The following is a 25,168-nucleotide window of genomic DNA, read 5'->3' as shown; positions in this document are numbered from 1 at the left end:
GTCACACCGCCTCGATCAGCATGGCGCCGCCGAGCCCGCCGCCGATGCATTCGGTCGCAATTCCGCGCCGCGTGCCGAGCCGCTTCATCGCGTTGACCAGATGCAGCACGATGCGGTTGCCGGAGGTGCCGACGGGATGGCCGAGCGAGATGGCGCCGCCATCGACGTTGAGCTTGTCACGGTCGATCTCACCGGCCGCGCCGTCGAGCCTGAGAATCTCCCGGCAGAACTTGTCGTCATTCCAGGCAGCCAAGCAGCCGAGCACCTGGGTCGCGAAGGCTTCGTTGAGCTCCCAGGTCTCGACGTCCTTGATGGTGAGGCCGTTGCGTTGGAGCAGCGGCGTCGCTGACATCACGGGACCGAGGCCCATGATGCTGGGATCGAGCGCGGCCCAGTGGCTGTCGACGATCGCGGCTTTCGGCGTGAGCCTGTGCTTTGCGACCGCGGCGTCGGAGGCGAGGATCACCCAGGAGGCGCCGTCGGTGATCTGCGAGGAATTGCCGGCGGTGACCTGGCCCCAGGGGCGCTCGAATACCGGCCGGAGCTTTGCCAGCGTCTCCGCCGTGGAGTCCGGCCGCACGCCGTCGTCATGGTCGAAGAATTTTCCGTCGCGGGAGAACGCGGTCTCAACCTCACCCTTGAGAAAGCCCGCACTTTGCGCCTGGGCGAGCCGGCGGTGGCTCTCGGCGGCATAGGCATCGGATTGCGCGCGCGTAATGCCGAAGAGATGGCCGACGACCTCGGCGGTCTGGCCCATGTTCAGATCGGTGACGGGATCGGTCAGCCCGCGCTCGAGCCCGATGATCGGCTTCAGATCGCGCGGGCGCAACTTGAAGGCAGCCGCGAGCTTGGCGGCGACACCCTTGGCGGTGGCAAGGCCGGCGAACCAGCGCACGCCGGAGTTAGGCCAAACCAGCGGCGCGTGGCTCAGCGCCTCGGTACCTCCCGCCAAAATCATGTCGGCATGACCTTCGCGGATATAGCGGTAGGCGGTGTCGATCGACTGCATGCCGGAGCCGCAATTGATCTGCACGGTGAAGGCGACCATGTCCTCGCCCATGCCGAGCCGGAGCGCGGCAACGCGGGCCGGGTTCATCTCGTCCGCAATCACGTTGACGCAGCCGAGGATGACCTGGTCGAAGCTATCGGGCGAAAACGGCTGGCGCGCCAAGAGCGGCCGTCCGCATTGCACGGCGAGATCGACCGGCGTGAAGGGCCCCGGCCCCGAGCGCGCCTTCAGGAACGGCGTTCGGCTGCCGTCGACGATGAAAACCGGTCGTGCCATCAGCTCGCCGCCCTCTGTTCACCGAGTTCCTGGAAGAACTGATGCACATTGACGGTTTTCTTGTAAATCGGCGACAGCGCCTCCGGCGCAAAATCGTCGACCTCGATTACTTTTGTGACGGCTTCATGAGCCGCGGCCAGTTGCTCGCCCTCGGCCTGCGTGATCACGCCCTTGGCGACGGCATCCTTCCAGTCGCGGATATGCGCGGCGCGCATGCGCTTGGCGATGGCATCGGTACTTGCGACCAGCACGAACGCGCGCTCCAGCCGGGCAAAGCCGCCGTCGTCATCGACATTGGCGAGATCCGGCGTGAGGCGCTCGCGCGCCGCCGACGGCTCCAGCACGATGGCCGCGCATTGGTGCACGACGCGGTCGGAGGGGCCGAGCACGCGGGCGCCGAACGGCTGGACGACGAGCTTGAGGAAGCCGGCAACAAAGCGGTTGGGCAGATTGGCGAGGATTTCGGCCAGCCGGTTCTCGATCGTCTTGAAACCGGTCGCCATGCACCATTCCAGCGCGGCAAAGTCCTCCTTCTGCCGGCCCTCGTCCTGCCAGCGTTTTAACGCGGCCGACAGCAGATAAAGCTCGGAGAGAATGTCGCCGAAACGCGCCGACAGCATCTCCTTGCGCTTGAGCGCGCCGCCCAGCGTCAGCAATGCCATGTCGGCGCAGAGCGCGAACGCAGCGGAGTAGCGCGAGAGCTGGCGATAGAACGGTGTGGCATCGCCCGCATCCGGCGCCATCGCAAAGGCGCCGAAGGTCCAGCTGCGGCCGAAGGCACGGAACAAGGTGCGGAGGCTATGGCCGACATGTTTCCAGAACGCCTTGTCGAACGCGGTCAGCCCGCGCTCGCGATCGGTATCGGCCAGCGCGTTCATCTCGTCGAGCAGGTAGGGATGCGCGCGGATCGCGCCCTGCCCGAACACGATGAGATTGCGGGTCAGGATGTTGGCGCCCTCGACCGTGATCCCGACCGGCACGGCGCGGTGCAGATTGCCGAGATAGTTCTGCGGACCGTCGATCACGGCCTTGCCGCCATGGATGTCCATGGCGTCGTCGATCGCGGTGCGCATTCGCTCGGTGGCGTGCAACTTCATGATGCCGGAGATGACGGCGGGATGAACGCCGGCATTCAGTGCCGCGCAGGTCAGCCGCCGCGCCGCATCCAGCTGGTAGGCGGTCGCGACGATGCGCGCGAGCGGCTCCTCGACGCCCTCGAATTTCGAGATGGAGATGCCGAACTGCTCGCGGATGCGGGCATAGGCGCCGGTGGTGCGTGCAGCATAGGCGGTCCCCGCAGCAGAGAGTGACGGCAGCGAGATGCCGCGGCCGGCGGCAAGCGCGGTCATCAGCATCTTCCAGCCTTGCCCCAGCCGCTCCTTGCCGCCGATGACGTAGTCGAGTGGAATGAAGACGTCGCGGCCCCGGTTCGGGCCGTTCTGAAACACCTGCATCGAGGGCAGATGGCGATGGCCGATCTCGACGCCGGGCAGATGGGTCGGGATCAGTGCCACGGTGATGCCGAGCTCCTCCCGGTCGCCCACGAGGTGGTCGGGATCATAGGCCTTGAAGGCGAGGCCGAGCAGCGTCGCGACAGGGCCTAGCGTGATGTAGCGCTTGTGCCAGTTGAGCCTGAGGCCGACGACCTCGCGGTCCTCGAAGGTGCCCTTGCAGATGATGCCGGTGTCGACCATCGAAGCTGCGTCGGAGCCGGCTTCCGGGCTGGTGAGGCCGAAGCAGGGAATATCGCGTCCGTCGGCGAGGCGCGGCAGCCAGCGCGCCTGCTGTTCCGGAGTGCCGAAGCGCATCAGGAGTTCGCCCGGCCCGAGCGAGTTCGGCACCATGACTGTGACGGCAGCAGCGATCGAGCGGGTCGAGATCTTGCGCACCACTTCCGAATGGGCATAGGGCGAGAAGCCGAGGCCGCCAAACTCCTTCGGAATGATCATGCCGAAGAATTTTTCGTGCTTGACGAAGTGCCAGACATCCGGCGGCAGGTCGCGCCATTCCCAGAAGATCTTCCACTCATCGAGCATGGCGCAGAGCTCGTCGACGGGTCCGTTGAGGAACGCCCGCTCCTCCTCGGTCAGCCTGGCCTGCGGGACCTTCAGCAGCTTCGACCAATCCGGGTTGCCGGTGAAGAGATCGGCATCCCACCAGACATCGCCCGCCTCCAGCGCCTCGCGTTCGGTATCGGACATCGCCGGCAGCACGCCGCGGGCCCAGGAGAAGATCGGCTTTGTGATTCTGTCGCGGCGGAAGCTCATGGCTGACCTCATGCATCGGCGCGGTGTCGGGCATTTTAGCGGAAAGCGGCCGGCGGCGGTGAAGACTTCGCCTGCGACATTGACGCGGCCAAGCGCCCCCGGACCATAACGGCCAGGGTGCGACGGCGGTTCCGGGAGGGGAAAAATGGCGATGGATCGTAGCCCGGATGGAGCGAAGCGCAATCCGGGTAGGCCTATCCGCGCGGGGAGAATCCCGGATTACGCTGCGCTCCATCCGGGCTACGGGCGCGACCGATCAATCCGGCCGCACCATCTCGAACATGTTTTCCGGCTTGATCTCGAAATAATCGCCGCGGCGGCCGGCGCGGACTATCGGGCGGGCGGCGGCGGTTTGGTAAACCCCGTCCTTGATCATGGCCTTGTCGATGTGGACGGCGACGACCTCGCCCAGCGTCAGCCAGGCGTCGGCCTCCTTGCCGTCGGCCCTTGAGGCGGACGATGTCGGACACCTTGCACTCGAAGGCGACGGGACTCTCAGCCACGCGCGGCACGTTGACGAGCTTGCCGGGCACGGCGGTGAGGCCCGCGATCTCGAACTCGTCGACCTCAGGGGCGACATGCGCGGCGGTCGCGTTCATGTGTTTGGCGAGGTCCATGGTGGCGAGATTCCAGACGAACTCGCCGGTCTGCTGGATGTTCTCGACCGTGTCCTTCCAGTTGGTGGAGGAGAAGCCGATGATCGGCGGCACGTAACAGAACGCATTGAAGAAGCTGTAGGGCGCGAGATTGACGTGGCCCTTGGTGTCGCGCGAGGAGATCCAGCCGATCGGCCGCGGCGCGATGATGGCGTTGAAGGGATCATGCTTGAGGCCGTGGCCCTTGGAGGGCTCGTAGAAGTACAGGTCTTTGTCGGTCACGCGCTTGCTTCTCCGTTTTCCGTCATTCCGGGGCGGTCCGGACGGGACCGCGCAAGCGCGGCCCGGAGGACCGAACCCGGAATCTCGAGATTCTCAGGTGCGCACCATAGTTCGCCTCTTCGAGGCGCCCCGGAATGAGAGAGGCAGCTTATAGGAGGAAACCCGCCGCCCCGTCAGTGGCGCGGAGACAGACCCGCGATGACGAAATCGATCATCTGGTCGATGGTCGGGCCCGGCTTGGTGGCGCACTGGGCGATCATCTGGGGGTGGAAGAAGCGTATCATCGCGGTGCAGGCGCACAGCGAGGCCAGCTGCAGGTCCGGCGCCTCGAACTCGCCGGAGGCAACGCCTTGCGCGATCATCTGGCCGATCACCCCGGCAATGCACTCCATATGGGCGACGCAGACGTCCCAGTCCTCCTCCATCGCGATCGCGACCATCTCGTGCAGCTTGTTGTCGCCGACATAGCGCTCGGTGTTCATGCGATGGATGGTGGTGAGCAGTTCCCGGAATCGCTCCTTGACTGGACCGGGCCTCGCCACGATCCGCTGCGCTTCGAGCTCGACCTCGCCCATCAGGCCCTGCGCCACCGCCTGATGGATCGCCTTCTTCGATTCGAAGAAGCGATAGACATTGGCGGGGCTCATCCTGAGCTCCTTGGCGATGTCCCCGACCGTCGTCTTCTGGTAGCCGATCTGGCGGAACAGCCGCTCGGCCACCTCGAGGATACGATCCCGGGTGTCGACTTCGATATGTTCCGAAATAAGGGCCATCAGTCAGGACTCGTTGGTCAGCAGTCTTCTCATCTATTCAGCCGCTTCGGCAAGCGGAATTGCGCGCTGGTCATCGCTCCCATGCTGCGGCGCGGCAGGTTGCTCGGGGGTACCCGCCTCGTCCAGGCTCTTCCTGAACCACAGCGCGTAGAGGCCCGGCAGGTACAGCAGCGTCAGGAAGGTCGCGACGAACAGACCGCCCATGATCGTGATCGCCATCGGGCCCCAGAAGGCCGAGCGCGACAGCGGGATCATGGCGAGGATGGCCGCAAGCGCCGTCAGCACCACCGGACGGGCGCGGCGGACGGTGGCCTCCACGATCGCCTCGCGCCGGGTCAGGCCATGCGAGACGTCGGTCTCGATCTGGTCGACCAGGATGACCGTGTTGCGCATGATCATGCCGGCGAGCGCGATCAGGCCGAGCAGCGCCACGAAGCCGAACGGGGCGTTGGCGACGTTGAGCCCGAAGGAGGCGCCGACGATGCCGAGCGGCGCGGTCAGGAACACAAGGATCAGGCGCGAGAAGCTCTGCAGCTGGATCATCAGCAGCGTCAGCATCACCATGACCATCAGCGGGAAGAGGACGAAGATCGAGGCGTTGCCCTTGGCGGATTCCTCGAACGCGCCGCCCGGCTCGATGCGGTAGGCCGGCTCGAGGTGGTCCTTGATCGCCTTCAGCTTCGGCGTGATCTGGCTCGTGACGTCGGGCGCCTGCACGCCGTCGACGACGTCGGAGCGCACGGTGATGGCCATGTCGCGGTTGCGCCGCCACATGATCGGCTCCTCATGGGCATACTCGATCTTGGCAATCTGCTGCAGCGGCACGGCAACGCCGTTGCGCGAGGTGATGGTGAGATCACCGACGCCGCCGAGGTCGAGACGCTCGGACGGGATCGCACGGGCGACCACGCCGACCTTCTCGATGCCGTCGCGCACAGTCGTGACCTGCGAGCCCGAGATCAGCATCGCGAGCGCCTGCGACACGTCCTGCGGGGTCAGGCCCATGGCGCGGGCGCGGTCCTGGTCGACGACGAGCTTGAGGTAGGGCGATTGCTCGTTCCAGTCGAGCTGGACGTCCTTGACGCTCTTGTTCTGCCGCATGACGTCGCGGACCTGGTAGGCGATCTCGCGCACCTTGTTGGCGTCGGGGCCGATCACGCGGAACTGCACGGGGAAGCCGACCGGCGGGCCGAAGTTGAAGCGGTCAACGCGGACGCGCGCTTCGGACAGCATGCCGTCCGCAACTGCGTTCTCGATCTTGGCCTTGACGCGCTCGCGCCCCTCAACGCCCTTGGCAACGATGACGATCTCGGCAAAGGCCTCGTTGGGCAGCTGCGGATTGAGGCCGAGCCAGAAGCGCGGCGAGCCCTGGCCGACATAGGACGTATAGGTCTCGATGTCCTTGTCGTCCTTGAGCAGCGTCTCGGCCTTCTTCACCGCCTTTTCGGTGACGTTGAAGGCGGTGCCCTCAGGCAGGCGCAGCTGGAAGAACAGCTCGGGCCGCTCCGACAGCGGGAAGAACTGCTGCTGGACATGGCCGAACCCGACGACCGAGGCGATGAAGACGCCGACAGTCGCGACCACCACGGTGATGCGGTGATTGACGCACCATTGCACGATGGCGCGCAAGCCCCGGTACATGCGGGTCTCGTAGACCGCGTGCGGATCGTGGTTGTGATGCGCCTTCATCTCCGGCAGCAGCTTGACGCCGATATAGGGCGTGAAGATCACCGCCACGAACCAGGAGGCGACGAGCGCGATCGCCACGATCCAGAAGATGCTGCCGGCATATTCGCCGACGGCGGAATTGGCAAAGCCGATGGGGAGGAAGCCAGCGGCCGTGACCAGCGTTCCCGTGAGCATCGGAAACGCGGTAGATTCCCAGGCAAAAGACGCCGCGCGCATGCGGTCCCAGCCCTGCTCCATCTTCACCACCATCATCTCGACCGCGATGATGGCGTCGTCGACGAGCAGGCCGAGCGCGATGATCAGCGCACCCAGCGTGATGCGGTGCAGGTCGAGCGACATCATGTTCATGACGACGAAGACGATGCCGAGCACCAGCGGCACCGACAGCGCGACCACGATGCCCGTGCGCCAGCCGAGCGCCAGGAACGAGACGAACAGCACGATGACGAGGGCTTCCATGAAGGAGTGCACGAACTCGCCGACGGCGTGCTCGACCACCTTGGGCTGGTCGGCAATCAGCTTGACGTCGACGCCCTGCGGCACCGCCTTCATGAACTCGGCCGTCGCCTTCTCGACCTCCTTGCCGAGCTCGAGGATGTTGGCACCCTTGGCGGTGACGACACCGATGCCGATCGCGGCCTTGCCTTCCTGACGCACGACGAAGCTGGGCGGATCGACATAGCCATGGGTGACGGTGGCGATGTCACCGAGGCGGAACACGCGGCCGTTGCTCTCGACCGGCGTCTCGGCGACAGCCTTGGCACCGTCGAGCGCACCGGTGACGCGCAGCGGCACGCGCTGCGAGGAGGTTTCGACCGTGCCGGCCGGCGTCACGTTGTTCTGCTTGGCGAGCGAATCGAACAGCGCCTGCGGGGTGATGCCGAGGGTGGCGAGCTTGGCGTGGGAAAACTCGACGAAGATGCGCTCATCCTGGTTGCCGTAGACGTCGACCTTGGTCACGCCGGGCACCTTGAGGAGGCGCTGGCGGAATCCCTCCGAAACCTTCTTGAGCTGGGCATAGTCGGCGCCGTCGCCGGTCATCATGTAGAGGATGGAATCGACGTCGGAGAACTCGTCATTGACGACGGGACCGAGGATGCCGGAGGGCAGCTGGCCCTGCACGTCGACCAGCTTCTTGCGCAGAAGATAGAAGAGGTAAGGCACGTCCTTCGGCGGCGTGGAGTCGCGGAAGGTGACCTGGAGCGCGGTGAAGGCGGGCTTGGAATAAGTCTGCACCTTCTCGAAATAGGGCAGCTCCTGGATCTTCTTCTCGATGGGATCGGCGACCTGGGTCTGCATCTCCTGCGCGGTCGCGCCGGGCCAGATCACGGAGACGTTGACCACCTTCACCGTGAAGAACGGATCCTCGGCGCGGCCGAGCTTCTCATAGGAGAAGAAGCCGGCGACGCCGAGCACGATCATCAGGAAGAGAACCAGCGTCGGATGGCTGACGGCCCAGGCCGAAAGGTTGAAGCGCTTCATCGCTCTCTCCGAAAAGACGATCCAATTGCCAAAAACGACAGCCACTCTGTTCAGGCCGTCGTCGCGAGGCAGCGAAGCAATCCAGGGGGCTGGGCAGATTCTGGATCGCTTCGCCGCTTCAGCCTCTGCTTAGGGACAAAGGCCGAAACTCACCTCACACGACGTAACTCGACTTCTTCTGTCATTCCGGGGCGCCCGCAGGGCGAACCCGGAATGACAGGAACTAGAAAGACAGCGACGAGACAACCCGCACCCGCTGGGCCGGATCGAGCTTCTGCACACCGAGCGCGACGATCTTGGCGCCCTCTTCCACACCGCCGGTGATGACGACGTCGTTGCTCTCGTAGGACTTCACTGCCACCGGCTTCAGCGTGAGCGCACCGTTGTCGTCGACGACGTAGAAGGACGGCTTGCCGCCTTCATTGAACAGCGCCGACAGCGGCAGCCGCGCAACGCGCTCGGTCGCGGCGTCCGACAGCGTCAGCGTCGCGGTCATGCCGAGCGCGACCTTGTCGTCGGCCTCCGGCAGCGAGAACTTTGCAAGATAAGTACGCGTGGCCGGATCGGCCGTCGGCGCGATCTCGCGCAGCTTGGCCGTATACTTCTTGTCCGGCTCGGACCAAAGGGTGACGCTGGCGACGCCCGACTTGGCGCGTCCGACCAGCGTCTCAGGGATCGCGACGACCGCTTCCTTTTCGGCAAAGCGGGCGACACGGATCGAAGCCTGGCCCGCGGAGACCACCTGGCCGGGCTCGATCAGCGTTGCAGTGACGACGCCTCGGGCGTCGGCAACGAGCGTCGCGTAGGAAAGGGAATTCTTGGTCAGCTCGACCGAGCGGACCGCACGATCGAGGCGCGCACGGGCCTCATCGGCAGATGCCCGGCTCGAATCCAGCTGGGCGTCGGTGGTCCAGCCCTTGGCCTTCAGATCCTTGGCACGCTGCTCGGCCGCGGCGGCCTGGGCCAGCACGCCGGTCGCGGCGGTCTGCTCGGCGACGGATTGCTCGGCCTGGAGCTTCAGGTCGACCTCATCAAGCGTGGCGAGCGGCTGGCCGATTTCAACGGTCTGGCCGACCTCCACGAGGCGCTTGGCGACCTTGCCGGCAACGCGGAAGCCGAGGTCGCTCTCGATCCGGGGCCGGATGGTGCCGACGAAGCTGCGCTCCGGCGTCTCGGCATCATAATGGGCGGTTGCGACCAGAACCGGCCGCGGCGGCTCGGCTTTCTCGGCGACGGTGTCATTGCACCCGGCAAGGCTAGCCGCCATCAGCGCTAACGACACACCTGCCAACAGCCTGGAATAGCTCGACAAAACCGACCGGACGAACATCGAAGGACACTCCTGCATCTCGAATGAGAGGAATGTCGACTAATCACTGATAAAAGTCAATAATCGTCAGTCATCAGGAATGCGTGATCGTTAAGAGGTGGTGAGGAACCGGGAAACTGCTGTTCGGCGTGCCAATCGTAGGGTTAGACGGCAGACTTGAGCCCGATGGAGCGGAGCGGTCCTCAGCCCAGATGCTGTAGGGTGGGCAACGGCGCGCTAGCGCCGTGCCCACGAATTATCCGTGGGGCACGCTTCGCTTTGCCCACCCTACGGGACCGGTGGCTCGGCTCTACCGCTGTTCGGCGAACTCATGCTTGCTGTCGTGGCCGCCGACGAACACCAGGATGCCGGCGATCAGGGGCAACACGGCGAGCACGAGCAGGCCGGTTGAGGTCTGGCCCGTGGCTTCCTTGACCCAGCCGATCAAATAGGGCCCGCCGAAGCCGGCGAGATTGCCGATCGAGTTGATCAGGGCGATGGCGCCGGCGGCCGCGGTGCCGGAGAGCCAGGCGGTCGGCAGCGTCCAGAACACACCGAAGCAGCAGAACACGCCGATCGCGGCCACCGTCAGCACCACCATCGTCATGGTGGGATCGGTGAGGTAGCTGGAGACGGCGAGCGCGACGGCAGTGAGCAGCAACGGCGCGCCGACATGCTTCACGCGCTCACGCGTGGCATCCGAATGCCGCGCCCACAGGATCATGGCGATGGTGCCGAACAGATACGGGATCGCGGTGACGAAGCCGGTCTGCGCGTTGGTCAGCCCGAACGCCTTGACGATCTGCGGCAGCCAGAACTGCATGCCGTAGAGCGCGCCGACGAAGCCGAAATAGATCAGGCTGAGCGCGATCACCTTGGGCGAGGACAGCGCCTCGCCGAGCGAGAAATGCTTCACCGCCTGCTTGGCGGCGATTTCCGAATCGAGCTTCGCCTTCAGCCACGCCTTCTGCTCGGTCGACAGCCAATCCGCCTTCTCCGGCTTGTCGGTGAGATAGAACCAGGTGACGATGCCGAGCAGCACCGAGGGGATGCCCTCGATGATGAAGAGCCACTGCCAGCCCTTGAGGCCCATCGCACCGTCGAGCCCGAGCAACAGGCCCGAAATCGGCGCACCGATCACGGTCGACACCGGCACCGCGATGGCGAAGGCCGCAAGGAAACGGGCGCGATATTCGGCCGGATACCAATAGGTGAGATACAGGATGATGCCGGGGAAGAAGCCGGCCTCGGCGACGCCGAGCAGGAAGCGCAGGACATAGAAGCTCGTGACGCCGCTGACGAGCGCCATCAGGGCGGAGATGATGCCCCAGGTCACCATGATGCGGGCGATCCAGCGACTGGCGCCGAACTTCTCCAGCGCGAGATTGCTCGGGACCTCGAAGATGAAATAGCCGAAGAAGAAGATGCCGGCACCCCAGGAAAAGATCAGCGGCGTGAACTTCAGCTCCGCATTCATGGTCAGCGCAGCGAAGCCGAGATTGACGCGGTCGAGATAGGAGAAGAAGTAGGCCAGCACCAGGAACGGAATCAGGCGCCAGGAGATAGCGCGGATCGTCGAGGTCTCGATTTCCGACTTGTTGAAATCCTTGGCGCCGCCGGCGGAACCGGCATAGGTCGTGGTCTGGCTCATGGCTTCCCCCAGGGTTGTTGCTTTTATGGGCTGGTTGCGGTTTTCAGCATCGCGGCCAAAGAGTCAATGGAGCGAGCAATGCACGGGACGCAGCCGGATAAACCTGTTGCGCTGTTACGGACATCGCTGATCCGCGCCGCCCTCGCGCTCGCGGTGATCGTCTGCGGGCTGTCGCTGCGCTGGTACGGCTTTCCGCTCGGCCTGCCCGCCTTCGTCGTGAAGTATGGCGGCTCGCTGTTGTGGGCGACGATGGTGTTTCTGCTGGTCGGGGTTTTGCTGCCCCGGCTCACCCGGACTCAGATTGCGGCGACCGCCGTGATCATCGCGGTCGTCGTGGAATTTTCCCGACTGGTGCATACGCCATGGCTCGATGCATTCCGGCTGACCACGGCCGGCGCACTGCTGCTCGGGCGCATCTTCTCGCTGTGGAATCTGGTGGCGTATGCGGCGGGGATTGCGTTCGGCGTCTGGATCGATCGGCTCGCCACGACGCACGCTCTCGTAGGGTGGGCAAAGGCGCCCTAGCGCCGTGCCCACGTCTTCTCATCAAATAGGCAGAGGTGGGCACGCTACGCTTTGCCCACCCTACGAGACCGACGCCGTGGCAATCAGCCTTCACTCCGCCAATTGAAACCGCTCGAAGCGATCAAGCTCCTCCTCGATCACGCGCTTGAGCTCCTTGCGCCCCACCGTCTTCTTGCCCTGCCCGACCCAGGTCCATTTCTGCATCAGCAGCTTCTTCGCCTGCCGGTCGGTCTTCAGATCAAGCGCGGCGACGATCTCATCGCCGACCAGTACGGGTAGCGCAAAATAGCCGAGCTTGCGTTTGGCCTTCGGCACATAGGCCTCGAACAGGTGGTTGTAGCCGAAGATGAGACTGGTGCGTTTGCGCTGGATGATCAGGGGATCAAACGGCGAGAGGATGTGGACGAGATCAGGCGGGACCGCCTCGCCGTTCACCTCCAGCGCGGCGGGCGCTGCCCAATGCTCCTGCTTGCCGGCGCCGTCGATCGCAACAGGCACGAGCTCGCCGCGGCGGACGCGGGAGGCGATCAGGCCGGCCACCGCCTTCTTGCGCGGCGCGTCGAGGTGGCAGATCGAATCCAGGCTCACCACGCCCTGCGACCGCAGCGCGCGATCGAGCAGATAGGTCGTAATCTCCCTGGCTGAGGCTGGCCTCGGCAGTGTGTCCCAGCCGAAATGCCGCGTCATCAGCTCATAAGTCTTGAGCATGCCCTGCCGCTCGCTGATGGTCACGGCGCCGGTATAGAAGGCGAGCTGCAAGGCCCGCTTCGAGGGCTTGCGGCTCTGCCACAGATGCTCCTTCTCGGTGAGCACGTCGTCCTCGATATCGCGGATCGTCAGCGGCCCGGCGCGCACCAGCCGCATCACCTTGCGCGTGTCGGCGGGCTTCACCGAAGCGAACCATTTGTGCCCTTCGCGGCGGTGCTCGCGCATCGCCGGCAGGAAGAAGCGGAAGTCGCCGGCGGGTACGTAGGAAAGCGCGTGCGTCCAATACTCGAACACGCTTCTGTCGACGCTCTGGGCGTGGCGCAGATCGGCGCGGCGATAGGACGGGATACGGCTGAACAGGATGTGGTGATGGCAGCGCTCGATCACGTTGATGGTGTCGATCTGCACATAGCCGAGATGAGCGACCGCGTCCGCGACGGCCTGCGCTCCCTCGCCGAACGGAGCGCGCTCATCCAGCCGCTGGGCATGCAGCCAGATCTGCCGGGCCTGTGTCGTGGTGAGGTGGAGCGGTTTGGGCGCGCGTGACATTGCGGGGAGGAATGTAGCGGGATTCGCGCCAAGAAAAAGAAGAAGAAAAAGAAGACCTCGAGGCAGCAGTCAAAAAAACCGCGCTGCCATCTGCTGACAGCGCGGCCGGATGCGGGGCGCCTCGCGCCTACTTCATCGTCATAGCCTTCTGCGACTTCATGTAGTGCATGCAGGCGCTCTTCATCTTGCCGTTGCTCATGTCCGTGTTGGCCATGGCCATTTCCTTGTTCGCCGCCATCTTGGCCGGCGTGTCAGGCGTACCGCCCATCATGGCTGCTGACTTCATCATGTTGTCCTTGGTGCACGCCATCATCGCGGCGGACGCGGGGGACAGCGAAAGGGTGAACGCGACAAAGGCCGCAAACGTGAGCAAGATCTTCATCGAAAAGTCTCCTCCGTAAAACAAAACCGGCGTCATGCCGGCCTTCGCAATTACGTATTCTCTCGCGCTGACGTTTCGCGGAGAAGACAATTTTCTTGCTGCGGTGCGAAGGCGGAGGGCCTAGCGGCCATCCTTCGGGGTCTTGGGCCGGTCCCCGAGGCTTCCGGTGGCGACATCCGGCTCGCACAGGGCCTTGCCGCGCCCCTCCGCCTGGCAGCGATAGACGTTGCCGGTGAGGCGGTCGACCAGCCACACGTTCTCCTCGGTCGGCGCTTCGAGCCCGACATAGCGGGAGGTCAGCCCCGTGATCAGGGTCGACAGCAGGATCGCCACCGCGATCATGGCCGCACCGATATAGATGGGCATTGAGCTCAGGGACACTGTTCGATCCGGCGGGCCGCTGCGATTGAAGTAGTCACGCTGATAGTCACTTGGCCTCGGCACTGGACGGAACTCGGCTCCTTCATTCGGCAATTGGCGGGGGCAAATCCTGCTAGGCGCGCATCTGGCCGATTTCTTGTTCGCGGCCGGGCCGTGCGGCGACGGCTTTGCGACGATCGGTGTGCAAAGGTTTCCCGCACGCCTGCCGGCCCTCGCCGGCGCCGGAACCTTTGGCCAGCCACCTCCCCACCGGCACGGAGGGAATGAGGCTGCTCGTGATTTCAATCACACGGGGATTGCCGCCGTTTGAACCCACGCGGCGGAGGATGCGACCACTGCTATTGGGACCATCGGCCCCACCCGCGGAGCAGCCGCGAGACGCGCCGGTTCACCGCCCGGGACGCGGAGAAACACCCGAAAATGAGCCTGAGAGCGCTGTCGCCACAGTGACCAAGATCACATCAGGGCGTTTGAACCCGCCCTATGCTCGCAGCATCAAATCGCTATCAGGCGTAACAACGAGGATACGACAATGACCCATTTTGATAAGTTCTTTGGACTGAAGGCGATAACTCTCTCCGCCGCGCTGTCGATGACGGCGGGCCTGGCTTTGGCCGGTGACAACAATGTCTCCACAGGCCAGATCCTGGATGCACTGAAGCCGAAGCCGGCGACCCGCGGCCTGTCCGCCGGTCCGCAGACCGATCCGGCGGTGCAGGCCAAGGAATCGACATTCCTGAATACGGTACGCAACCGCTCGACCCGGTCGCTCTCGACGGGCGAGCGCGAGCAGATCGCCGAACTCGCCGCGACCAAGCCGAAGATCGACCTGGAGATTCAGTTCGACTACAACTCGGCCGATATCGCCAAGACCTCGATGACCTCGGTGCAGGCGCTCGGCAAAGCCCTGTCCGATCCGGCGCTCAAGGGCTCGACCTTCGTGGTCGCCGGCCACACCGATGCGACCGGCGGCGAAGAGTACAATCAAGGGCTCTCCGAACGGCGCGCCGACACCATCAAGAAGTACCTGGTGCAGAACTACGGCCTCAACGCCACCGATCTGGTCACCGTCGGCTACGGCGAGACCAAGCTGAAGGACACTGCAAACGGTGCCGACCCGGTCAACCGCCGCGTCCAGGTCGTGAACATGGACACCAAGACCGCATCGAAGTGATCTCTCACTGATCCATACGCCGCCTGCCGCCCCGGCAGGCGGCGATGTCATATCCAGCTCTGGAACAGCATCAGCCGGCCGAAGCTCCGCATCGACGTGCCGATGAAGGCCGCAGAGATCGGCAGCATGACCGCAAAGCCGATCGCGGCGACACCGACATAGGCCCACAGCAGCCAGCGCGGCAGGCCGTCCCGGCGCAGCACATAGACCAGCGCGAGCGACGCCGCGGTGGCGGCCGGCATATAGTAGTAGATGAACCCGAGCGTACGCGGCAGCAATGCCCATGCAAGCCAGGGACCGAAATAGAACGCCGCGATCAGGAACGCATCCCACCGGCGCAGCACGATGAAATCGCGCAGCACGAGCGCGAGTGCGAGCAGAGCCGGCCACAACACCAGCGGATTGCCGAGGAAGACGATTGCGGAGACGTTGTCCTCCCCCGTCTTGTCGAACAGGAACCACACCGGGCGCGCGAGCAGCGGCCAGGATGGCCATGCGCTCATATAGGTGTGTCCGGCGATCGCGGTCGTGGTGTTGTCGGCGAAAATCCGGCGCTGCGCCTCGATCAGATCCGGCAACGACACGCCGTAGAGCGGAACGAAACCCGCCAGATAGGCTATGCCTGGCAAGACGGCGAAGCAGAGCGCGACGTGGTGCAGCCTCAAGCCGGGCCAGAGGTCCGGCCGATACCAGTCGTCCGGCTTCGCGTCGGCGAACAGCGTGCGCCAGCCCTGCATCAGGCGGATCACCGCGACGATGAGGATGCAGACGCCGAGCGGAAACAGGCCGCTCCATTTGCAGGCTGCGGCAAGACCGAACAGAGCGCCCGCGAATGCGAACAGTGCATGCGGTCGCTCCCTGCGAAAGCCATGCATGAAGGCGGCGGTCGCGAGCAGACCGAAGCCGAGCGCAAAGATGTCGAGCATGGCGATGCGCGCCTGCACGTAGAGCATCTGATTGAAGGCCGCGATCAGCGCGGCGGCGATCGCCGGCCCTTGCGCTGCGAACAGCGCGAGGCCGCACAGATAGATTGCGACGATGGCGAGTGCGCCGAACAATGTCGCAGGATAGCGCCAGCCGAGCGCGTTGTCGCCGAAGGTCGCGATCGACGCCGCGATCAGCTCCTTGGCCAGCGGCGGATGCATCGGATTGAGCATCGGCTGCGACATCGCCGGTGCCAGCATCTGCCGCGCCGCCGGCACGTAGTGCACCTCGTCGAAGACGAACTTCTCCGGCGTCGTCAGTCCGATCAGCAGCGCGAGATGGGCAGCTAGGAAAATAGCGACAGCAATCACTGCGCTTCGCGACAATCTCGGAACTGCAGACCGATCAAGCGGCTGCTGTGGGGATGTTTTGCGTGGCAAATTTGCGTCACCGCGGACAAAAATAAGGATCGCGGTTTTCATTGAACGCATTCCGCCGCGACTGTCACTAAGCATAACGCACGTCCCGCGCCACTTGTGATAATTTCGCCACATCAGAAGCGCGCGCGATCCGGTACGATCAGGGGCACATCGATCGGTTGTGAAATGAATTTGCGTTTCTGGCTTTTTCCCGCCCTGTTGTCGACCGCATTGTGCGCGGCGCCTGCTGCGCTGGCGCAGACGCGTGTCGGTGAAGCCGTCGTGATCCAGAACGAAGTGGTGCGCGTGGCCGCGGCCACCACGCCAATCAGCGTCGGCGACAGCATGCTGCGCGACGAGACCGTGCGCACCGGGGCCGACAGTGCCGCGCGCTTCGTGATGGCCGACAGCACCAATCTGTCGCTCGGCCCCAGCGCCACGCTCAAGCTCGACCGCACCGTCTTCAACGACGAGCACAGCTATCGCGACGTCGCGATCCGCATGACAACAGGCGCATTCCGTTTCGTCACCGGACATTCCGAGAAGACCGCCTACAAGATCACGACGCCGCTTGCGACCATCGGCGTGCGGGGCACCACGCTCGACATCCTCTCGCAGCGGGGACGCTCCGTCGTCGTGCTTCAGGACGGCGCGGCGAGCGTTTGCACGACGAGCTCACAATGCGTGCAGCTCACCCAGCCGGGCGACACCGCAATCATTACATCGACCGGCGGCAAGGTCAGCATCACCAAGACCAACACGCCGCCCTGGACCTTCGCCGCCAACTGCGCCGCAAGTGCCGGGCTATGCGCGGTGAACCAGTATGCCGGCGCCTCGCCGACCATCACGCCCGCCGTCCAGGACGACGGCATGCTGTGCGGGCGCTGACGATGGCGCCGCTCAATTTTCGGCTCTTCGCCCTCACCGGCCTGCTGACCGTGGCCGCTGCACTTGCGTTTGTCGCGCTCGACATTCGTCCCGCCGCAGCTCAAGCGACCTGCGAAATCGGATGCGGCGAGCCGACGCCCTACCCGACCTATTCACCGTCTCCGACGCCGACATATTCTCCGTCGCCCTCACCCTCCCCTTCGCCGAGCCCCTATCCTTCGCCGTCGCCGAGTCCATATCCGTCGCCGAGCCCGACACCGACCGGCGCCGATTCCGGCGGCAATTCGATCGGCGGCCTCGCGGGCCAGCGCTTCAACCAGATGATCACCAACCGGGTGCTCGGCACGGTCCTGCTCGGCGTCAACGAGCAGATCAATTGCAGCGACTGCATCAGCGCGTTCGGCTCGGCCGGCTCGTTCTCGGCCGGCATCCACGGCCGCAAGGAGCTCACCAACAATCTGTCGCTGCTCGCCGGCATCGCCTACACGCACTACAACGAGGGCGGCTACAAGATCACGAGCGCGCCGATCGGCGCCTTTGCGCTCCGCTACGACTTCACCGACTGGGGATCGTCACGTCCGTTCTTCGACGTCGGAACGATCCTGACGCCCTGGGAGAAGGCGCGCTACACTCGCAGCTACAACACCAGCCTCGGCCCGGTGAGCGTGACGAGCTCGACCAACGCTTCGAACTACGCGGTCTACGGCCGCGCCGGCTGGATAAGCCGCCTCTCGCCGCGCGACGAGGTCGCGGCTTCGATCGAAGTCTGGCAGCTCTGGCAGCGCGTGTCCGGCTATAGCGACAATGCCGTGGCCTTCAACCCGTTCGACGCCACCATCGCGACCGGCACCGACCGCACCAGCCTGGTCAAGATCGGCGGCCAGTGGACGCATCTGTTCGGCAGCAACGTCGAGACCAACATCAATGGCGGCTGGGTGCAGTCGTTTGCGAGCCACAGCGGAATCGTCGCCACCGTGACGGGCGACGGCGTGGTGGTGCCGACCATGGGCAACCAGGGCTGGTTCGAATATGGCGGCCGGCTCGGCTTCCGCGTGCAGAAGGGCTGGGTCGTAGACCTCTTCGCCAACGGCACTCTGGGTCCGCAGCCGGTCGGCAATACCATCCACGGCGGCGTGGGGCTGCGGATCAATTACTGAGGCAGCTTCGTAGGGTGGGCAAAGCGAAGCGTGCCCACCACCTCTCTCAACTGGAGACGGATCGTGGGCACGGCGCAAGAGCGCCTTTGCCCACCCTACGGCACCTGTGTCGTCGTCACGCCGCCGACTTGCCCTCGAACGCGCGGCGCAGCGCGTCGACATCCAGCTTCACCATCTTCATCATCGCCTGCATCGCGCGCGCGGCCGCTGCCCTGTCCGGGCTCGACAGGAATTCGAATATCACCTTCGGCACGACCTGCCAGGCCACGCCCCAACGATCCCGGAGCCAGCCGCATTGCTCTTCCTTGCCGCCATCGGCGAGGAACGCATTCCAGACGCTGTCGACCTGGGCCTGGTCGTCGCAATGGATCATCAGCGAGATGGCGTGGGTATATTCCATCTTCATCCCGCCATTGAGCGCGACCAGCGGCTGACCGGCGACCGTGAACTCGACGACAAGCACGGAGCCTTCCTTGCCGGAGGGGCCGTCCGAAACATTGCGCTGAACGTGCGTGATCGCCGAATTCGGCACGAGCGAAACGTAGAACTTTGCGGCTTCCTCTGCATCGCCGTTGAACCACATGCAGGGTACGACCTTGGACATCGTGAATGCTCCTCGTTGGTTTAGCGTTCGACGGACTGCGATCAGGCATTCGCCATGGCGGGCTGCGGAGGGACAGCCGCCATGTCCAGCCAGTTCACACCCCACATGTGGCCATCCGGATCCTCGAAGCTGCGGCCGTACATGAAGCTGTATTCGTCCTTCGGGCTGGGATCGGCCACCCCGCCCGCCGCCTCTGCCTTGCCGACAATCGCGTCGACCTCGTCGCGGGTGTCGGCGGACAGGCAGAACAGCGCCTGGTTCGAGGTCTTGGCATCTGCGATCGGCTTCGGCGTGAACTGGCGGAATTTGTCGTGGGTCGCCAGCATCACGTAGATGGCCTCGGAAAAGACCATGCAGCTCGCCGTGTCATCGCTGAATTGCGGGTTCCGGGTCGCGCCGACCGCCTCATAGAAGGCGGTCGCACGTTTGAGGTCGGTCACGGGAAGATTGAGGAAGATCATCCTGGGCATCAGAAGCTCCTTGGGCGGGTTCTGCCCAAGGACGGACTGCCGGGGGGCCCACCCGACAGGGCTTCCGAATATTTTTTCACCCCCCGGAGACGATCGCGCCTCCCACGGCAGGGCGGTCTTACTTCTTCTCGTTCGGATCCCGGTGGATGGGGTCAACCCACAGCACGGTCTCGGGCTTCTCGACCGGCTCGATGTCGAGGTTGATCGCCACCGCCTCGCCGTCACTGCGCACCAGCACGCATTCCAGCACCTCGTCCGGGCTGGCGTTGATCTCCTGATGCGGCACGTAAGGCGGCACGAAGATGAAATCGCCGGGGCCGGCCTCGGCGGTGAATTGCAGGCTCTCGCCCCAGCGCATCCGCGCCTTGCCCTTCACGACATAGATGACGCTTTCGAGATGGCCGTGGTGGTGTGCACCGGTCTTGGCATCCGGCTTGATGCTGACGGTGCCGGCCCACAATTTCTGGGCGCCGACGCGCGCGAAATTGATCGCGGCCGCGCGGTCCATGCCTGCCGTCGACGGCACGTTGGTATCGAGCTGGTTGCCGGGAATGACGCGCACGCCGTCATGTTTCCAGCGATCGTCGTGATCGTGGTCATGGTGGGAATGCGAATGGTCATGGCCGGTCATGGGACTTGCTTTCTGTTGGTTCCGTGCGCGGCAACCTAACCCGAAGCCGCACTCGCGAGCCATGCCAAAATCGGAACCCTCGTAGCTGCGGGACGTTGTCTTTGCGAGCAAAATGGATGGAGAGTTTCATGGGTAGCACGACCGACAAGATCAAGGGTAACGCCAACGAAGCGATCGGCAAGGCCAAGCAGGGCATCGGTGAAGCCACCGGTTCCGAACGCATGAAGGGCGAAGGCGTGGTCCAGGAAGTGAAGGGCAAGGGCCAGCAGGCCATGGGCGATGCCAAGGACGCCGCAAAGGACGCGATCGATCGCGCGGCGGCCGGGGCAAAGCGCGCGACGGAATAGCGCGCGCAGGACTGAAAGCGAAAGACCGGCCGAAAGGCCGGTCTTTTATTTGGTAGCTCTCTCGTGACGGCGCTACGCGTCACTTCACCGCTAGCAATTCGACGTCGAACATCAGCGTCGCATTCGGCGGGATCACGCCGCCGGCGCCGCGGGCGCCGTAGCCGAGCTGCGGCGGGATGATCAGCGTGCGCTTGCCGCCGACCTTCATCGAGGCCACGCCCTCGTCCCAGCCGGCGATGACACGGCCCTTGCCGATCGGGAATTCGAACGGCTCCTTGCGATCGACGGAGCTATCGAATTTCTTGCCCTTCTGACCGTTCTCATAGAGCCAGCCGGTATAGTGCATCACGCAGATCTGGCCGGGCTGCGGCGAGGCACCGGTGCCGACGGTGGAATCGATGATCTGCAAGCCTGAAGCTGTGGTCATGGTCTTTCCTGCGGTCTGGGCCGAGGCCGTGGTGGAAACGAAATGCGACACGCCCGCGATCACCGTGATCGCGAGTGCCGACATCAGGGTGAGGAGCGCGCGCTGGAAACGCTGCATAAGGCACCTTCCGTTTGAGGCGGAAGGTGTCTAGCGCAACGCGGGTGCGGTTTCCACCCCTCACACCTCGATATTTTCCAGCCGAACCGGGAGCTTGCGGATGCGCTGGCCGGTGGCATGGTGGATCGCGTTGCAGATCGCGGCATTGGTGCCGACATTGGCGAGCTCGCCGAGGCCCTTCACGCCGACCGGATTGATGCGGTCATCCTGCTCGGAGAGCAAAACGACCTCGACGCCGGCGACGTCCGCATTCACGGGCACGAGGTAGTCGGCAAGATTGTCGTTGACGTAGCGCGCATTGCGCTCGTCGATTTCGGTGGCCTCGAGCAGTGCCGAGGACATGCCCCAGATCAGTCCGCCCATCAGCTGGCTGCGCGCCGTGCGCGGATTCATGATCCTGCCAGCCGCAAACGCACCGACGAGGCGAGGACAGCGGATTTCGTGGGTGAAGCGATTGACACGGACCTCGACGAACTCGGCGCCGAATGCATAGGCGATCTGGTCTTTCATGGCGTGTCCACCAACGAGCCGAACCTGCCCGTTGTGCATGGCGCGGAAGGAATCCAGCGGCGCGCCTTCCGGCTTCCACTCGCCATATTCCTCGACGACGCCGACACCGAGCGCATCGAAGGCCTTCTCGATGTCGAGCGGACGATCGCCCTTCGCCGCTTGCGTGGCGGGTGTCTGGCCGAGACCCACGGTCTCCTTGGCCCGGTCGGTCAGGCTTTGAGCCGGCATCGCGGCCTTGAACAGGCGCTGGCGAATCTGATCGCACACCATCATCACCGCCGAGCAGGTGCTCGCGGTCGAGTTCGAGCCGCCGGCAACCGGCGCCGGCGGCAGATCGCTGTCGCCCATGAAGACCGCGACCTTCTCGAGGGGCACGCCGAGGCGCTCGGCCGCGGTCTGGGCGATGACCGTATAGGCGCCGGTGCCGATCTCGTGGCCGGCGATCTCGACCCGGGTCCGGCCGTCGCGCTGAAGGCGCACGCGCGCGGCCGACGGTCCCATCTGCGTCGGATAGCAGGTTGCCGCACAGCCATAGCCGATCAGCCAGTCGCCTTCCGACATCGATTTCGGCTGCGGCGAGCGCTGCGCCCAGCCGAAGGCCTTGGCGGCCTCGTCGAAGCACGCCATCAGCGAGCGCGAGGTGTAGGGCTTGCCGCCGATCGGCTCGTTGGTGGTGTCGTTGATGCGCCGAAGCTCGACCGGATCCATGTTCAGCTTGACCGCGAGCTCGTCGATCGCGCTCTCCAGCGCAAACAGATACGGCACCTCCGGCGGCGAGCGCATGAAGCCCGGCGTGTTGCGGTCGGCACGCACGATCGACACCAGGCTGTCGACGTTCGGGCAGGCATAGAGCCGCGTCGTCGTCTTGGTGCCGCCGACGCAATAGGCGTCGGCGCGCGAGGAGACCTCGGCGCCCTCATGCCTCAAAGCCAGCAGCTTGCCATCCCGGTTTGCGCCAAGCTTGATCTCCTGGCGCGTCTCGGCACGGTGGGTCGTAATGGTGAAACCCTGATCGCGGGTCGGGACCAGCTTGATCGGGCGGCCCAGGCGCTTGGCGATGCCGGCGATGATGGCGGTCCGCGGCGTCATCGAACCGCGCGAACCAAAGCCGCCGCCGACATAGGGATTGACCACGCGCACCTTGTCGGCGTCGATGCCGAGCTGCTCGGCGACGCCGTTCTTCAAGCCATAGACGAATTGGCTGCCTTCGTAGATGACGAGATTGTCGCCCATCCAGGCGCAGCTCGTCGAAAACAGCTCCATCGGATTGTGGTGCTGCGTCGGCGTGTCGTAGGCGGCGGTCAGCTTGACCTCGGCCGCATCGAATGCCTTGGCGAAATCGCCGACCGCGGGGTCTTCCTTGAACTGCGCGTTCTGGCCCTTGGCGGCGGCCGTGGTCGTTCCCGGCGAGTCGAAGCTCGCGCTGGGCGCGGTGGCGGTGTAGCTGACCTTGACACGATTGGCGGCTTCGCGCGCGGCCTCGTAACTCTCCGCGACAATGACAGCGATGATCTGGCCGTCATGGGCGATGTCGGCCGACTTCAGCGGCTGGATCGTGGTCCCGGCATAGCCGCCATTGCTGAACAGCTTCGACTCCTTCAGCTTCGGGGCGTTCTCGTGGGTGACGATCTCGATCACGCCGCGGACGCGCTTGGCGTCATCGAGATCGAAACGGTCGATGCGGCCCTTGGCAATCGCACTGGTGACCAGGAATGCGTAGGCCGGATTGTCCAGCGGCATGTCGGAGGCGTAGGTCGCCCGCCCCGTGACCTTTGCAGCCGCATCATAGCGCGGCACGGGCTGGCCCATATTCGCCTTGGGCGAAGGAGCTGCAGCGGTCATGATCAGATCTCCATCGTTACGGCCTGCTGGAGCGCGCGCGCCACCACGCGCTTGCCGAGCGCGATCTTGAAGCTGTTGTGCCGGCGGCCGCGGGCGTCTGCAAAAGCGGCATCAGCGACGCGTTGCGCCAGAGCTTCGTCGAACTTTTGTCCCTTCAGCAGCGCCTCCGCCTCGCGCGCCCGCCAGGGCATGGTGGCGACGCCGCCGAGCCCGACGCGCGCATCCCGGATCGTGCCGTCCTGCACGTCGAGCGCGATCGCAGCCGAGGACAGTGCGAACTCATAGGATTGCCGGTCGCGCGCCTTGAGATACACCGAACGAGGCCAGCGGCCCTGGATCGAGAAGGCCGAAATCAGCTCGCCGGGCCGAAGCGTGGTCTCGATGTCGGGGGAGTTCCCCGGCGCCTTGTGCAGCTCCGCGAACGGTATGCTGCGCGTACCGGCCCTGCCCGTGATCTCGACCACGGCATCGAGGGCGATCAACGCCTGCGCGAAATCGCCGGGATAGGTCGCAATGCACTGATCGGACGTGCCGAGCACGGCATGCATGCGGTTGACGCCGTCCATGGCGGCGCAGCCGGAGCCGGGATTGCGCTTGTTGCAATTCTCGTAGGAGACGTCGCGAAAATAACTGCAACGCGTCCGCTGCATCACGTTGCCGCCGAGCGTTGCCATGTTGCGGAGCTGGGCGCTGGCGGCGAGCTTCAGGGAATTGGCGATCACCGGATAATTGCGCTGGATCTCGGCATGGGCCGCCACGTCGGACATCTTTGCGAGCGCACCGAGACGTAATCCGTCGTCCCGAGGCTCGATTGCCGACCAGGCCTGCGCGAGCGGATTGATATCGACGATCGCGGCGGGCCGCATCACGTCCAGCTTCATCAGATCGATCAGCGTGGTGCCGCCCGCAAGCGGCTGGGCTATCGCCTGCGACAACGGATGGTTGGCTGCTGCGGCGGCGCTCAGCGCCTGCACGGCCATGTCAGGGTCTGTTGCCCGCTGATACGAGAAGGGTCGCATGCGCCTAGCCTTTCATGATCTCGGGCGCGGCTTGCTTCACCGCCGCGACGATGTTGGGATAGGCCGCACAACGGCAGATATTGCCGCTCATGTATTCGCGGATGTCGGCCTCGCTCCCGGCATGCCCCTCCTTGACGCAGGCCACGGCGGACATGATCTGGCCGGGCGTGCAATAGCCGCACTGGAACGCATCGTTGTCGACGAAGGCCTGTTGCATCGGGTGCAGGCGATCGTCGGTCGCCAGCCCCTCGATCGTCGTGATCTCCTGCCCTTCCGCCGCGAGCGCCAGCGTCAGGCATGACACCACCCGCCGATCGTCGATCAGCACTGTGCAGGCGCCGCACTGGCCGTGGTCGCAGCCTTTCTTGCTGCCGGTGAGCTTGAGGTGATCGCGCAGCGCATCGAGCACCGTGGTGCGCGCGTCGATGCGCAGGCGCTTGTCCTTGCCGTTGACGTGCAGCGTGACCTCGACAGGAAGTGAGGGGTCCTGTGCAGCTGGGGCTTTGGCTTCCTCTGTGGCCGCGCGCGCTGTGATCGGGACGAGCGCACTGCCAGCCGCGCCGGCCATGAAGGCGCGCCGATCGAATGCTGATCGTTTGGAACTTGATGTGTCGGACATCGAGGCCTCCGCCGCTTATCTGCAAAGCAGCGCACGCCCTGCACCGCTCATCGCCCCTTAACCGGAAGCGATGAACTCTGTTCCGAACGAGAAAGGGCGACGCAGCAAATGCCGCGCCGCCCTTCGTCAACTTTTCCTGAT

At 64.7% G+C, this 25,168-nt stretch carries 22 protein-coding genes and 1 pseudogene; 5 read left to right on the top strand and 18 right to left on the bottom strand.

Features of this window, described 5'->3' with window-relative positions; all coding sequences use genetic code 11:
* Position 1: 1 nt before the first annotated feature.
* The 7 genes and pseudogenes from A3AS_RS0141215 to A3AS_RS0141185 form a co-directional block, all read right to left on the bottom strand.
* The gene (locus A3AS_RS0141215; RefSeq protein ID WP_018323255.1) at positions 2 to 1,285 is read right to left on the bottom strand and encodes an acetyl-CoA C-acetyltransferase; all 1,284 of its coding nucleotides are present in this window, start codon (positions 1,283 to 1,285) and stop codon (positions 2 to 4) included.
* Positions 1,285 to 3,552: an acyl-CoA dehydrogenase gene (locus tag A3AS_RS0141210; protein ID WP_026202899.1), complete on the bottom strand. Its 2,268-nt coding sequence runs from the start codon at positions 3,550 to 3,552 to the stop codon at positions 1,285 to 1,287. The genes A3AS_RS0141215 and A3AS_RS0141210 overlap by 1 nt, the downstream gene beginning before the upstream one ends.
* A 256-nt stretch (positions 3,553 to 3,808) precedes the next feature.
* Positions 3,809 to 4,430 (bottom strand): annotated as a pseudogene (locus A3AS_RS0141205) (flavin reductase family protein).
* Positions 4,431 to 4,603: 173 nt separating this feature from the next.
* Positions 4,604 to 5,203, bottom strand: coding sequence for a TetR/AcrR family transcriptional regulator (locus A3AS_RS0141200; protein WP_018323253.1), 600 nt, complete (start codon positions 5,201 to 5,203; stop codon positions 4,604 to 4,606).
* A 33-nt stretch (positions 5,204 to 5,236) separates the two neighbouring features.
* Positions 5,237 to 8,374 (bottom strand): efflux RND transporter permease subunit, encoded by a 3,138-nt coding sequence (locus A3AS_RS0141195; protein ID WP_026202898.1) that lies wholly within the window; start codon positions 8,372 to 8,374, stop codon positions 5,237 to 5,239.
* Between the two features lie 223 nt (positions 8,375 to 8,597).
* The gene (locus tag A3AS_RS0141190; protein ID WP_018323251.1) at positions 8,598 to 9,704 is read right to left on the bottom strand and encodes an efflux RND transporter periplasmic adaptor subunit; all 1,107 of its coding nucleotides are present in this window, start codon (positions 9,702 to 9,704) and stop codon (positions 8,598 to 8,600) included.
* Between the two features lie 289 nt (positions 9,705 to 9,993).
* A complete protein-coding gene (locus A3AS_RS0141185) occupies positions 9,994 to 11,334 on the bottom strand; it encodes an MFS transporter (RefSeq protein ID WP_018323250.1) in 1,341 nt (446 codons plus the stop codon).
* 78 nt (positions 11,335 to 11,412) lie between these two features.
* On the opposite strand from A3AS_RS0141185, the gene A3AS_RS0141180 reads away from it, so the two are divergent.
* The gene (locus A3AS_RS0141180; RefSeq protein ID WP_018323249.1) at positions 11,413 to 11,859 is read left to right on the top strand and encodes a DUF2809 domain-containing protein; all 447 of its coding nucleotides are present in this window, start codon (positions 11,413 to 11,415) and stop codon (positions 11,857 to 11,859) included.
* A 90-nt stretch (positions 11,860 to 11,949) separates the two neighbouring features.
* Here the strand turns inward: A3AS_RS0141180 and A3AS_RS0141175 are convergent, their stop codons facing one another.
* The 3 genes from A3AS_RS0141175 to A3AS_RS0141165 all read right to left on the bottom strand — a co-directional run bounded on the left by A3AS_RS0141175 (position 11,950) and on the right by A3AS_RS0141165 (position 13,864).
* Positions 11,950 to 13,116 (bottom strand): winged helix-turn-helix domain-containing protein, encoded by a 1,167-nt coding sequence (locus A3AS_RS0141175; protein WP_018323248.1) that lies wholly within the window; start codon positions 13,114 to 13,116, stop codon positions 11,950 to 11,952.
* A gap of 127 nt (positions 13,117 to 13,243) precedes the next feature.
* Positions 13,244 to 13,498, bottom strand: a complete 255-nt coding sequence (locus A3AS_RS0141170; RefSeq protein WP_026202897.1) for a hypothetical protein — start codon at positions 13,496 to 13,498, stop codon at positions 13,244 to 13,246.
* A 120-nt stretch (positions 13,499 to 13,618) separates the two neighbouring features.
* Complete coding sequence (locus A3AS_RS0141165) at positions 13,619 to 13,864, bottom strand: hypothetical protein (protein ID WP_018323246.1); 246 nt, start codon at positions 13,862 to 13,864, stop codon at positions 13,619 to 13,621.
* Between the two features lie 547 nt (positions 13,865 to 14,411).
* On the opposite strand from A3AS_RS0141165, the gene A3AS_RS0141160 reads away from it, so the two are divergent.
* Positions 14,412 to 15,053, top strand: coding sequence for an OmpA family protein (locus A3AS_RS0141160; RefSeq protein ID WP_018323245.1), 642 nt, complete (start codon positions 14,412 to 14,414; stop codon positions 15,051 to 15,053).
* 47 nt (positions 15,054 to 15,100) lie between these two features.
* On the opposite strand, the gene A3AS_RS0141155 is transcribed toward A3AS_RS0141160, so the two are convergent.
* Complete coding sequence (locus A3AS_RS0141155; protein WP_026202896.1) at positions 15,101 to 16,531, bottom strand: phospholipid carrier-dependent glycosyltransferase; 1,431 nt, start codon at positions 16,529 to 16,531, stop codon at positions 15,101 to 15,103.
* A gap of 51 nt (positions 16,532 to 16,582) precedes the next feature.
* On the opposite strand from A3AS_RS0141155, the gene A3AS_RS0141150 reads away from it, so the two are divergent.
* Positions 16,583 to 17,284, top strand: coding sequence for a FecR domain-containing protein (locus A3AS_RS0141150; RefSeq protein ID WP_026202895.1), 702 nt, complete (start codon positions 16,583 to 16,585; stop codon positions 17,282 to 17,284).
* A 2-nt stretch (positions 17,285 to 17,286) separates the two neighbouring features.
* Positions 17,287 to 18,441 carry a hypothetical protein gene (locus A3AS_RS0141145; RefSeq protein ID WP_049815140.1) on the top strand — a complete coding sequence of 385 codons (1,155 nt, stop codon included), beginning with the start codon at positions 17,287 to 17,289 and terminating at the stop codon, positions 18,439 to 18,441.
* Between the two features lie 115 nt (positions 18,442 to 18,556).
* On the opposite strand, the gene A3AS_RS0141140 is transcribed toward A3AS_RS0141145, so the two are convergent.
* The 3 genes from A3AS_RS0141140 to A3AS_RS0141130 all read right to left on the bottom strand — a co-directional run bounded on the left by A3AS_RS0141140 (position 18,557) and on the right by A3AS_RS0141130 (position 20,146).
* A complete protein-coding gene (locus A3AS_RS0141140) occupies positions 18,557 to 19,045 on the bottom strand; it encodes a VOC family protein (protein WP_018323241.1) in 489 nt (162 codons plus the stop codon).
* A gap of 41 nt (positions 19,046 to 19,086) precedes the next feature.
* The gene (locus A3AS_RS0141135) at positions 19,087 to 19,515 is read right to left on the bottom strand and encodes a VOC family protein (protein ID WP_018323240.1); all 429 of its coding nucleotides are present in this window, start codon (positions 19,513 to 19,515) and stop codon (positions 19,087 to 19,089) included.
* A 118-nt stretch (positions 19,516 to 19,633) separates the two neighbouring features.
* Entirely contained in the window at positions 19,634 to 20,146 is a 513-nt protein-coding gene (locus tag A3AS_RS0141130) for a cupin domain-containing protein (protein WP_007606929.1), read from the bottom strand.
* A 128-nt stretch (positions 20,147 to 20,274) separates the two neighbouring features.
* On the opposite strand from A3AS_RS0141130, the gene A3AS_RS0141125 reads away from it, so the two are divergent.
* The gene (locus tag A3AS_RS0141125) at positions 20,275 to 20,493 is read left to right on the top strand and encodes a CsbD family protein (protein WP_026202894.1); all 219 of its coding nucleotides are present in this window, start codon (positions 20,275 to 20,277) and stop codon (positions 20,491 to 20,493) included.
* 79 nt (positions 20,494 to 20,572) lie between these two features.
* On the opposite strand, the gene A3AS_RS0141120 is transcribed toward A3AS_RS0141125, so the two are convergent.
* The 4 genes from A3AS_RS0141120 to A3AS_RS0141105 are packed head-to-tail and all read right to left on the bottom strand — an operon-like array spanning position 20,573 to position 25,027.
* On the bottom strand, positions 20,573 to 21,037 hold the full coding sequence (locus tag A3AS_RS0141120) for an FKBP-type peptidyl-prolyl cis-trans isomerase (protein WP_018323238.1): 465 nt from the start codon (positions 21,035 to 21,037) through the stop codon (positions 20,573 to 20,575).
* 60 nt (positions 21,038 to 21,097) lie between these two features.
* On the bottom strand, positions 21,098 to 23,389 hold the full coding sequence (locus tag A3AS_RS0141115) for a xanthine dehydrogenase family protein molybdopterin-binding subunit (protein ID WP_020508831.1): 2,292 nt from the start codon (positions 23,387 to 23,389) through the stop codon (positions 21,098 to 21,100).
* Positions 23,390 to 23,391: 2 nt separating this feature from the next.
* Positions 23,392 to 24,408: a xanthine dehydrogenase family protein subunit M gene (locus tag A3AS_RS0141110; RefSeq protein ID WP_026202893.1), complete on the bottom strand. Its 1,017-nt coding sequence runs from the start codon at positions 24,406 to 24,408 to the stop codon at positions 23,392 to 23,394.
* Between the two features lie 4 nt (positions 24,409 to 24,412).
* Entirely contained in the window at positions 24,413 to 25,027 is a 615-nt protein-coding gene (locus A3AS_RS0141105) for a (2Fe-2S)-binding protein (RefSeq protein WP_026202892.1), read from the bottom strand.
* Positions 25,028 to 25,168: the final 141 nt, after the last annotated feature.

The sequence above is a fragment of the Bradyrhizobium sp. WSM2793 genome (genome assembly GCF_000379585.1).
Taxonomy (GTDB): Bacteria; Pseudomonadota; Alphaproteobacteria; order Rhizobiales; family Xanthobacteraceae; genus Bradyrhizobium.
This window is presented reverse-complemented; position numbering and strand designations above follow the sequence as displayed.

What these genes read in the sequence shown, in the direction of transcription:
- A3AS_RS0141155 (WP_026202896.1), bottom strand. Translation starts at nt 16,531, where the DNA reads ATGTGGCGAAATTATCACAAGTGGCGCGGGACGTGCGTTATGCTTAGT.
- A3AS_RS0141180 (WP_018323249.1), top strand. Translation starts at nt 11,413, where the DNA reads ATGCACGGGACGCAGCCGGATAAACCTGTTGCGCTGTTACGGACATCG.
- A3AS_RS0141125 (WP_026202894.1), top strand. Translation starts at nt 20,275, where the DNA reads ATGGGTAGCACGACCGACAAGATCAAGGGTAACGCCAACGAAGCGATC.
- A3AS_RS0141190 (WP_018323251.1), bottom strand. Translation starts at nt 9,704, where the DNA reads ATGTTCGTCCGGTCGGTTTTGTCGAGCTATTCCAGGCTGTTGGCAGGT.
- A3AS_RS0141210 (WP_026202899.1), bottom strand. Translation starts at nt 3,552, where the DNA reads ATGAGCTTCCGCCGCGACAGAATCACAAAGCCGATCTTCTCCTGGGCC.
- A3AS_RS0141120 (WP_018323238.1), bottom strand. Translation starts at nt 21,037, where the DNA reads ATGCAGCGTTTCCAGCGCGCGCTCCTCACCCTGATGTCGGCACTCGCG.
- A3AS_RS0141150 (WP_026202895.1), top strand. Translation starts at nt 16,583, where the DNA reads ATGAATTTGCGTTTCTGGCTTTTTCCCGCCCTGTTGTCGACCGCATTG.
- A3AS_RS0141175 (WP_018323248.1), bottom strand. Translation starts at nt 13,116, where the DNA reads ATGTCACGCGCGCCCAAACCGCTCCACCTCACCACGACACAGGCCCGG.
- A3AS_RS0141145 (WP_049815140.1), top strand. Translation starts at nt 17,287, where the DNA reads ATGGCGCCGCTCAATTTTCGGCTCTTCGCCCTCACCGGCCTGCTGACC.
- A3AS_RS0141215 (WP_018323255.1), bottom strand. Translation starts at nt 1,285, where the DNA reads ATGGCACGACCGGTTTTCATCGTCGACGGCAGCCGAACGCCGTTCCTG.
- A3AS_RS0141115 (WP_020508831.1), bottom strand. Translation starts at nt 23,389, where the DNA reads ATGACCGCTGCAGCTCCTTCGCCCAAGGCGAATATGGGCCAGCCCGTG.
- A3AS_RS0141170 (WP_026202897.1), bottom strand. Translation starts at nt 13,498, where the DNA reads ATGAAGATCTTGCTCACGTTTGCGGCCTTTGTCGCGTTCACCCTTTCG.
- A3AS_RS0141105 (WP_026202892.1), bottom strand. Translation starts at nt 25,027, where the DNA reads ATGTCCGACACATCAAGTTCCAAACGATCAGCATTCGATCGGCGCGCC.
- A3AS_RS0141200 (WP_018323253.1), bottom strand. Translation starts at nt 5,203, where the DNA reads ATGGCCCTTATTTCGGAACATATCGAAGTCGACACCCGGGATCGTATC.
- A3AS_RS0141195 (WP_026202898.1), bottom strand. Translation starts at nt 8,374, where the DNA reads ATGAAGCGCTTCAACCTTTCGGCCTGGGCCGTCAGCCATCCGACGCTG.
- A3AS_RS0141140 (WP_018323241.1), bottom strand. Translation starts at nt 19,045, where the DNA reads ATGTCCAAGGTCGTACCCTGCATGTGGTTCAACGGCGATGCAGAGGAA.
- A3AS_RS0141135 (WP_018323240.1), bottom strand. Translation starts at nt 19,515, where the DNA reads ATGCCCAGGATGATCTTCCTCAATCTTCCCGTGACCGACCTCAAACGT.
- A3AS_RS0141165 (WP_018323246.1), bottom strand. Translation starts at nt 13,864, where the DNA reads ATGCCCATCTATATCGGTGCGGCCATGATCGCGGTGGCGATCCTGCTG.
- A3AS_RS0141185 (WP_018323250.1), bottom strand. Translation starts at nt 11,334, where the DNA reads ATGAGCCAGACCACGACCTATGCCGGTTCCGCCGGCGGCGCCAAGGAT.
- A3AS_RS0141110 (WP_026202893.1), bottom strand. Translation starts at nt 24,408, where the DNA reads ATGCGACCCTTCTCGTATCAGCGGGCAACAGACCCTGACATGGCCGTG.
- A3AS_RS0141160 (WP_018323245.1), top strand. Translation starts at nt 14,412, where the DNA reads ATGACCCATTTTGATAAGTTCTTTGGACTGAAGGCGATAACTCTCTCC.
- A3AS_RS0141130 (WP_007606929.1), bottom strand. Translation starts at nt 20,146, where the DNA reads ATGACCGGCCATGACCATTCGCATTCCCACCATGACCACGATCACGAC.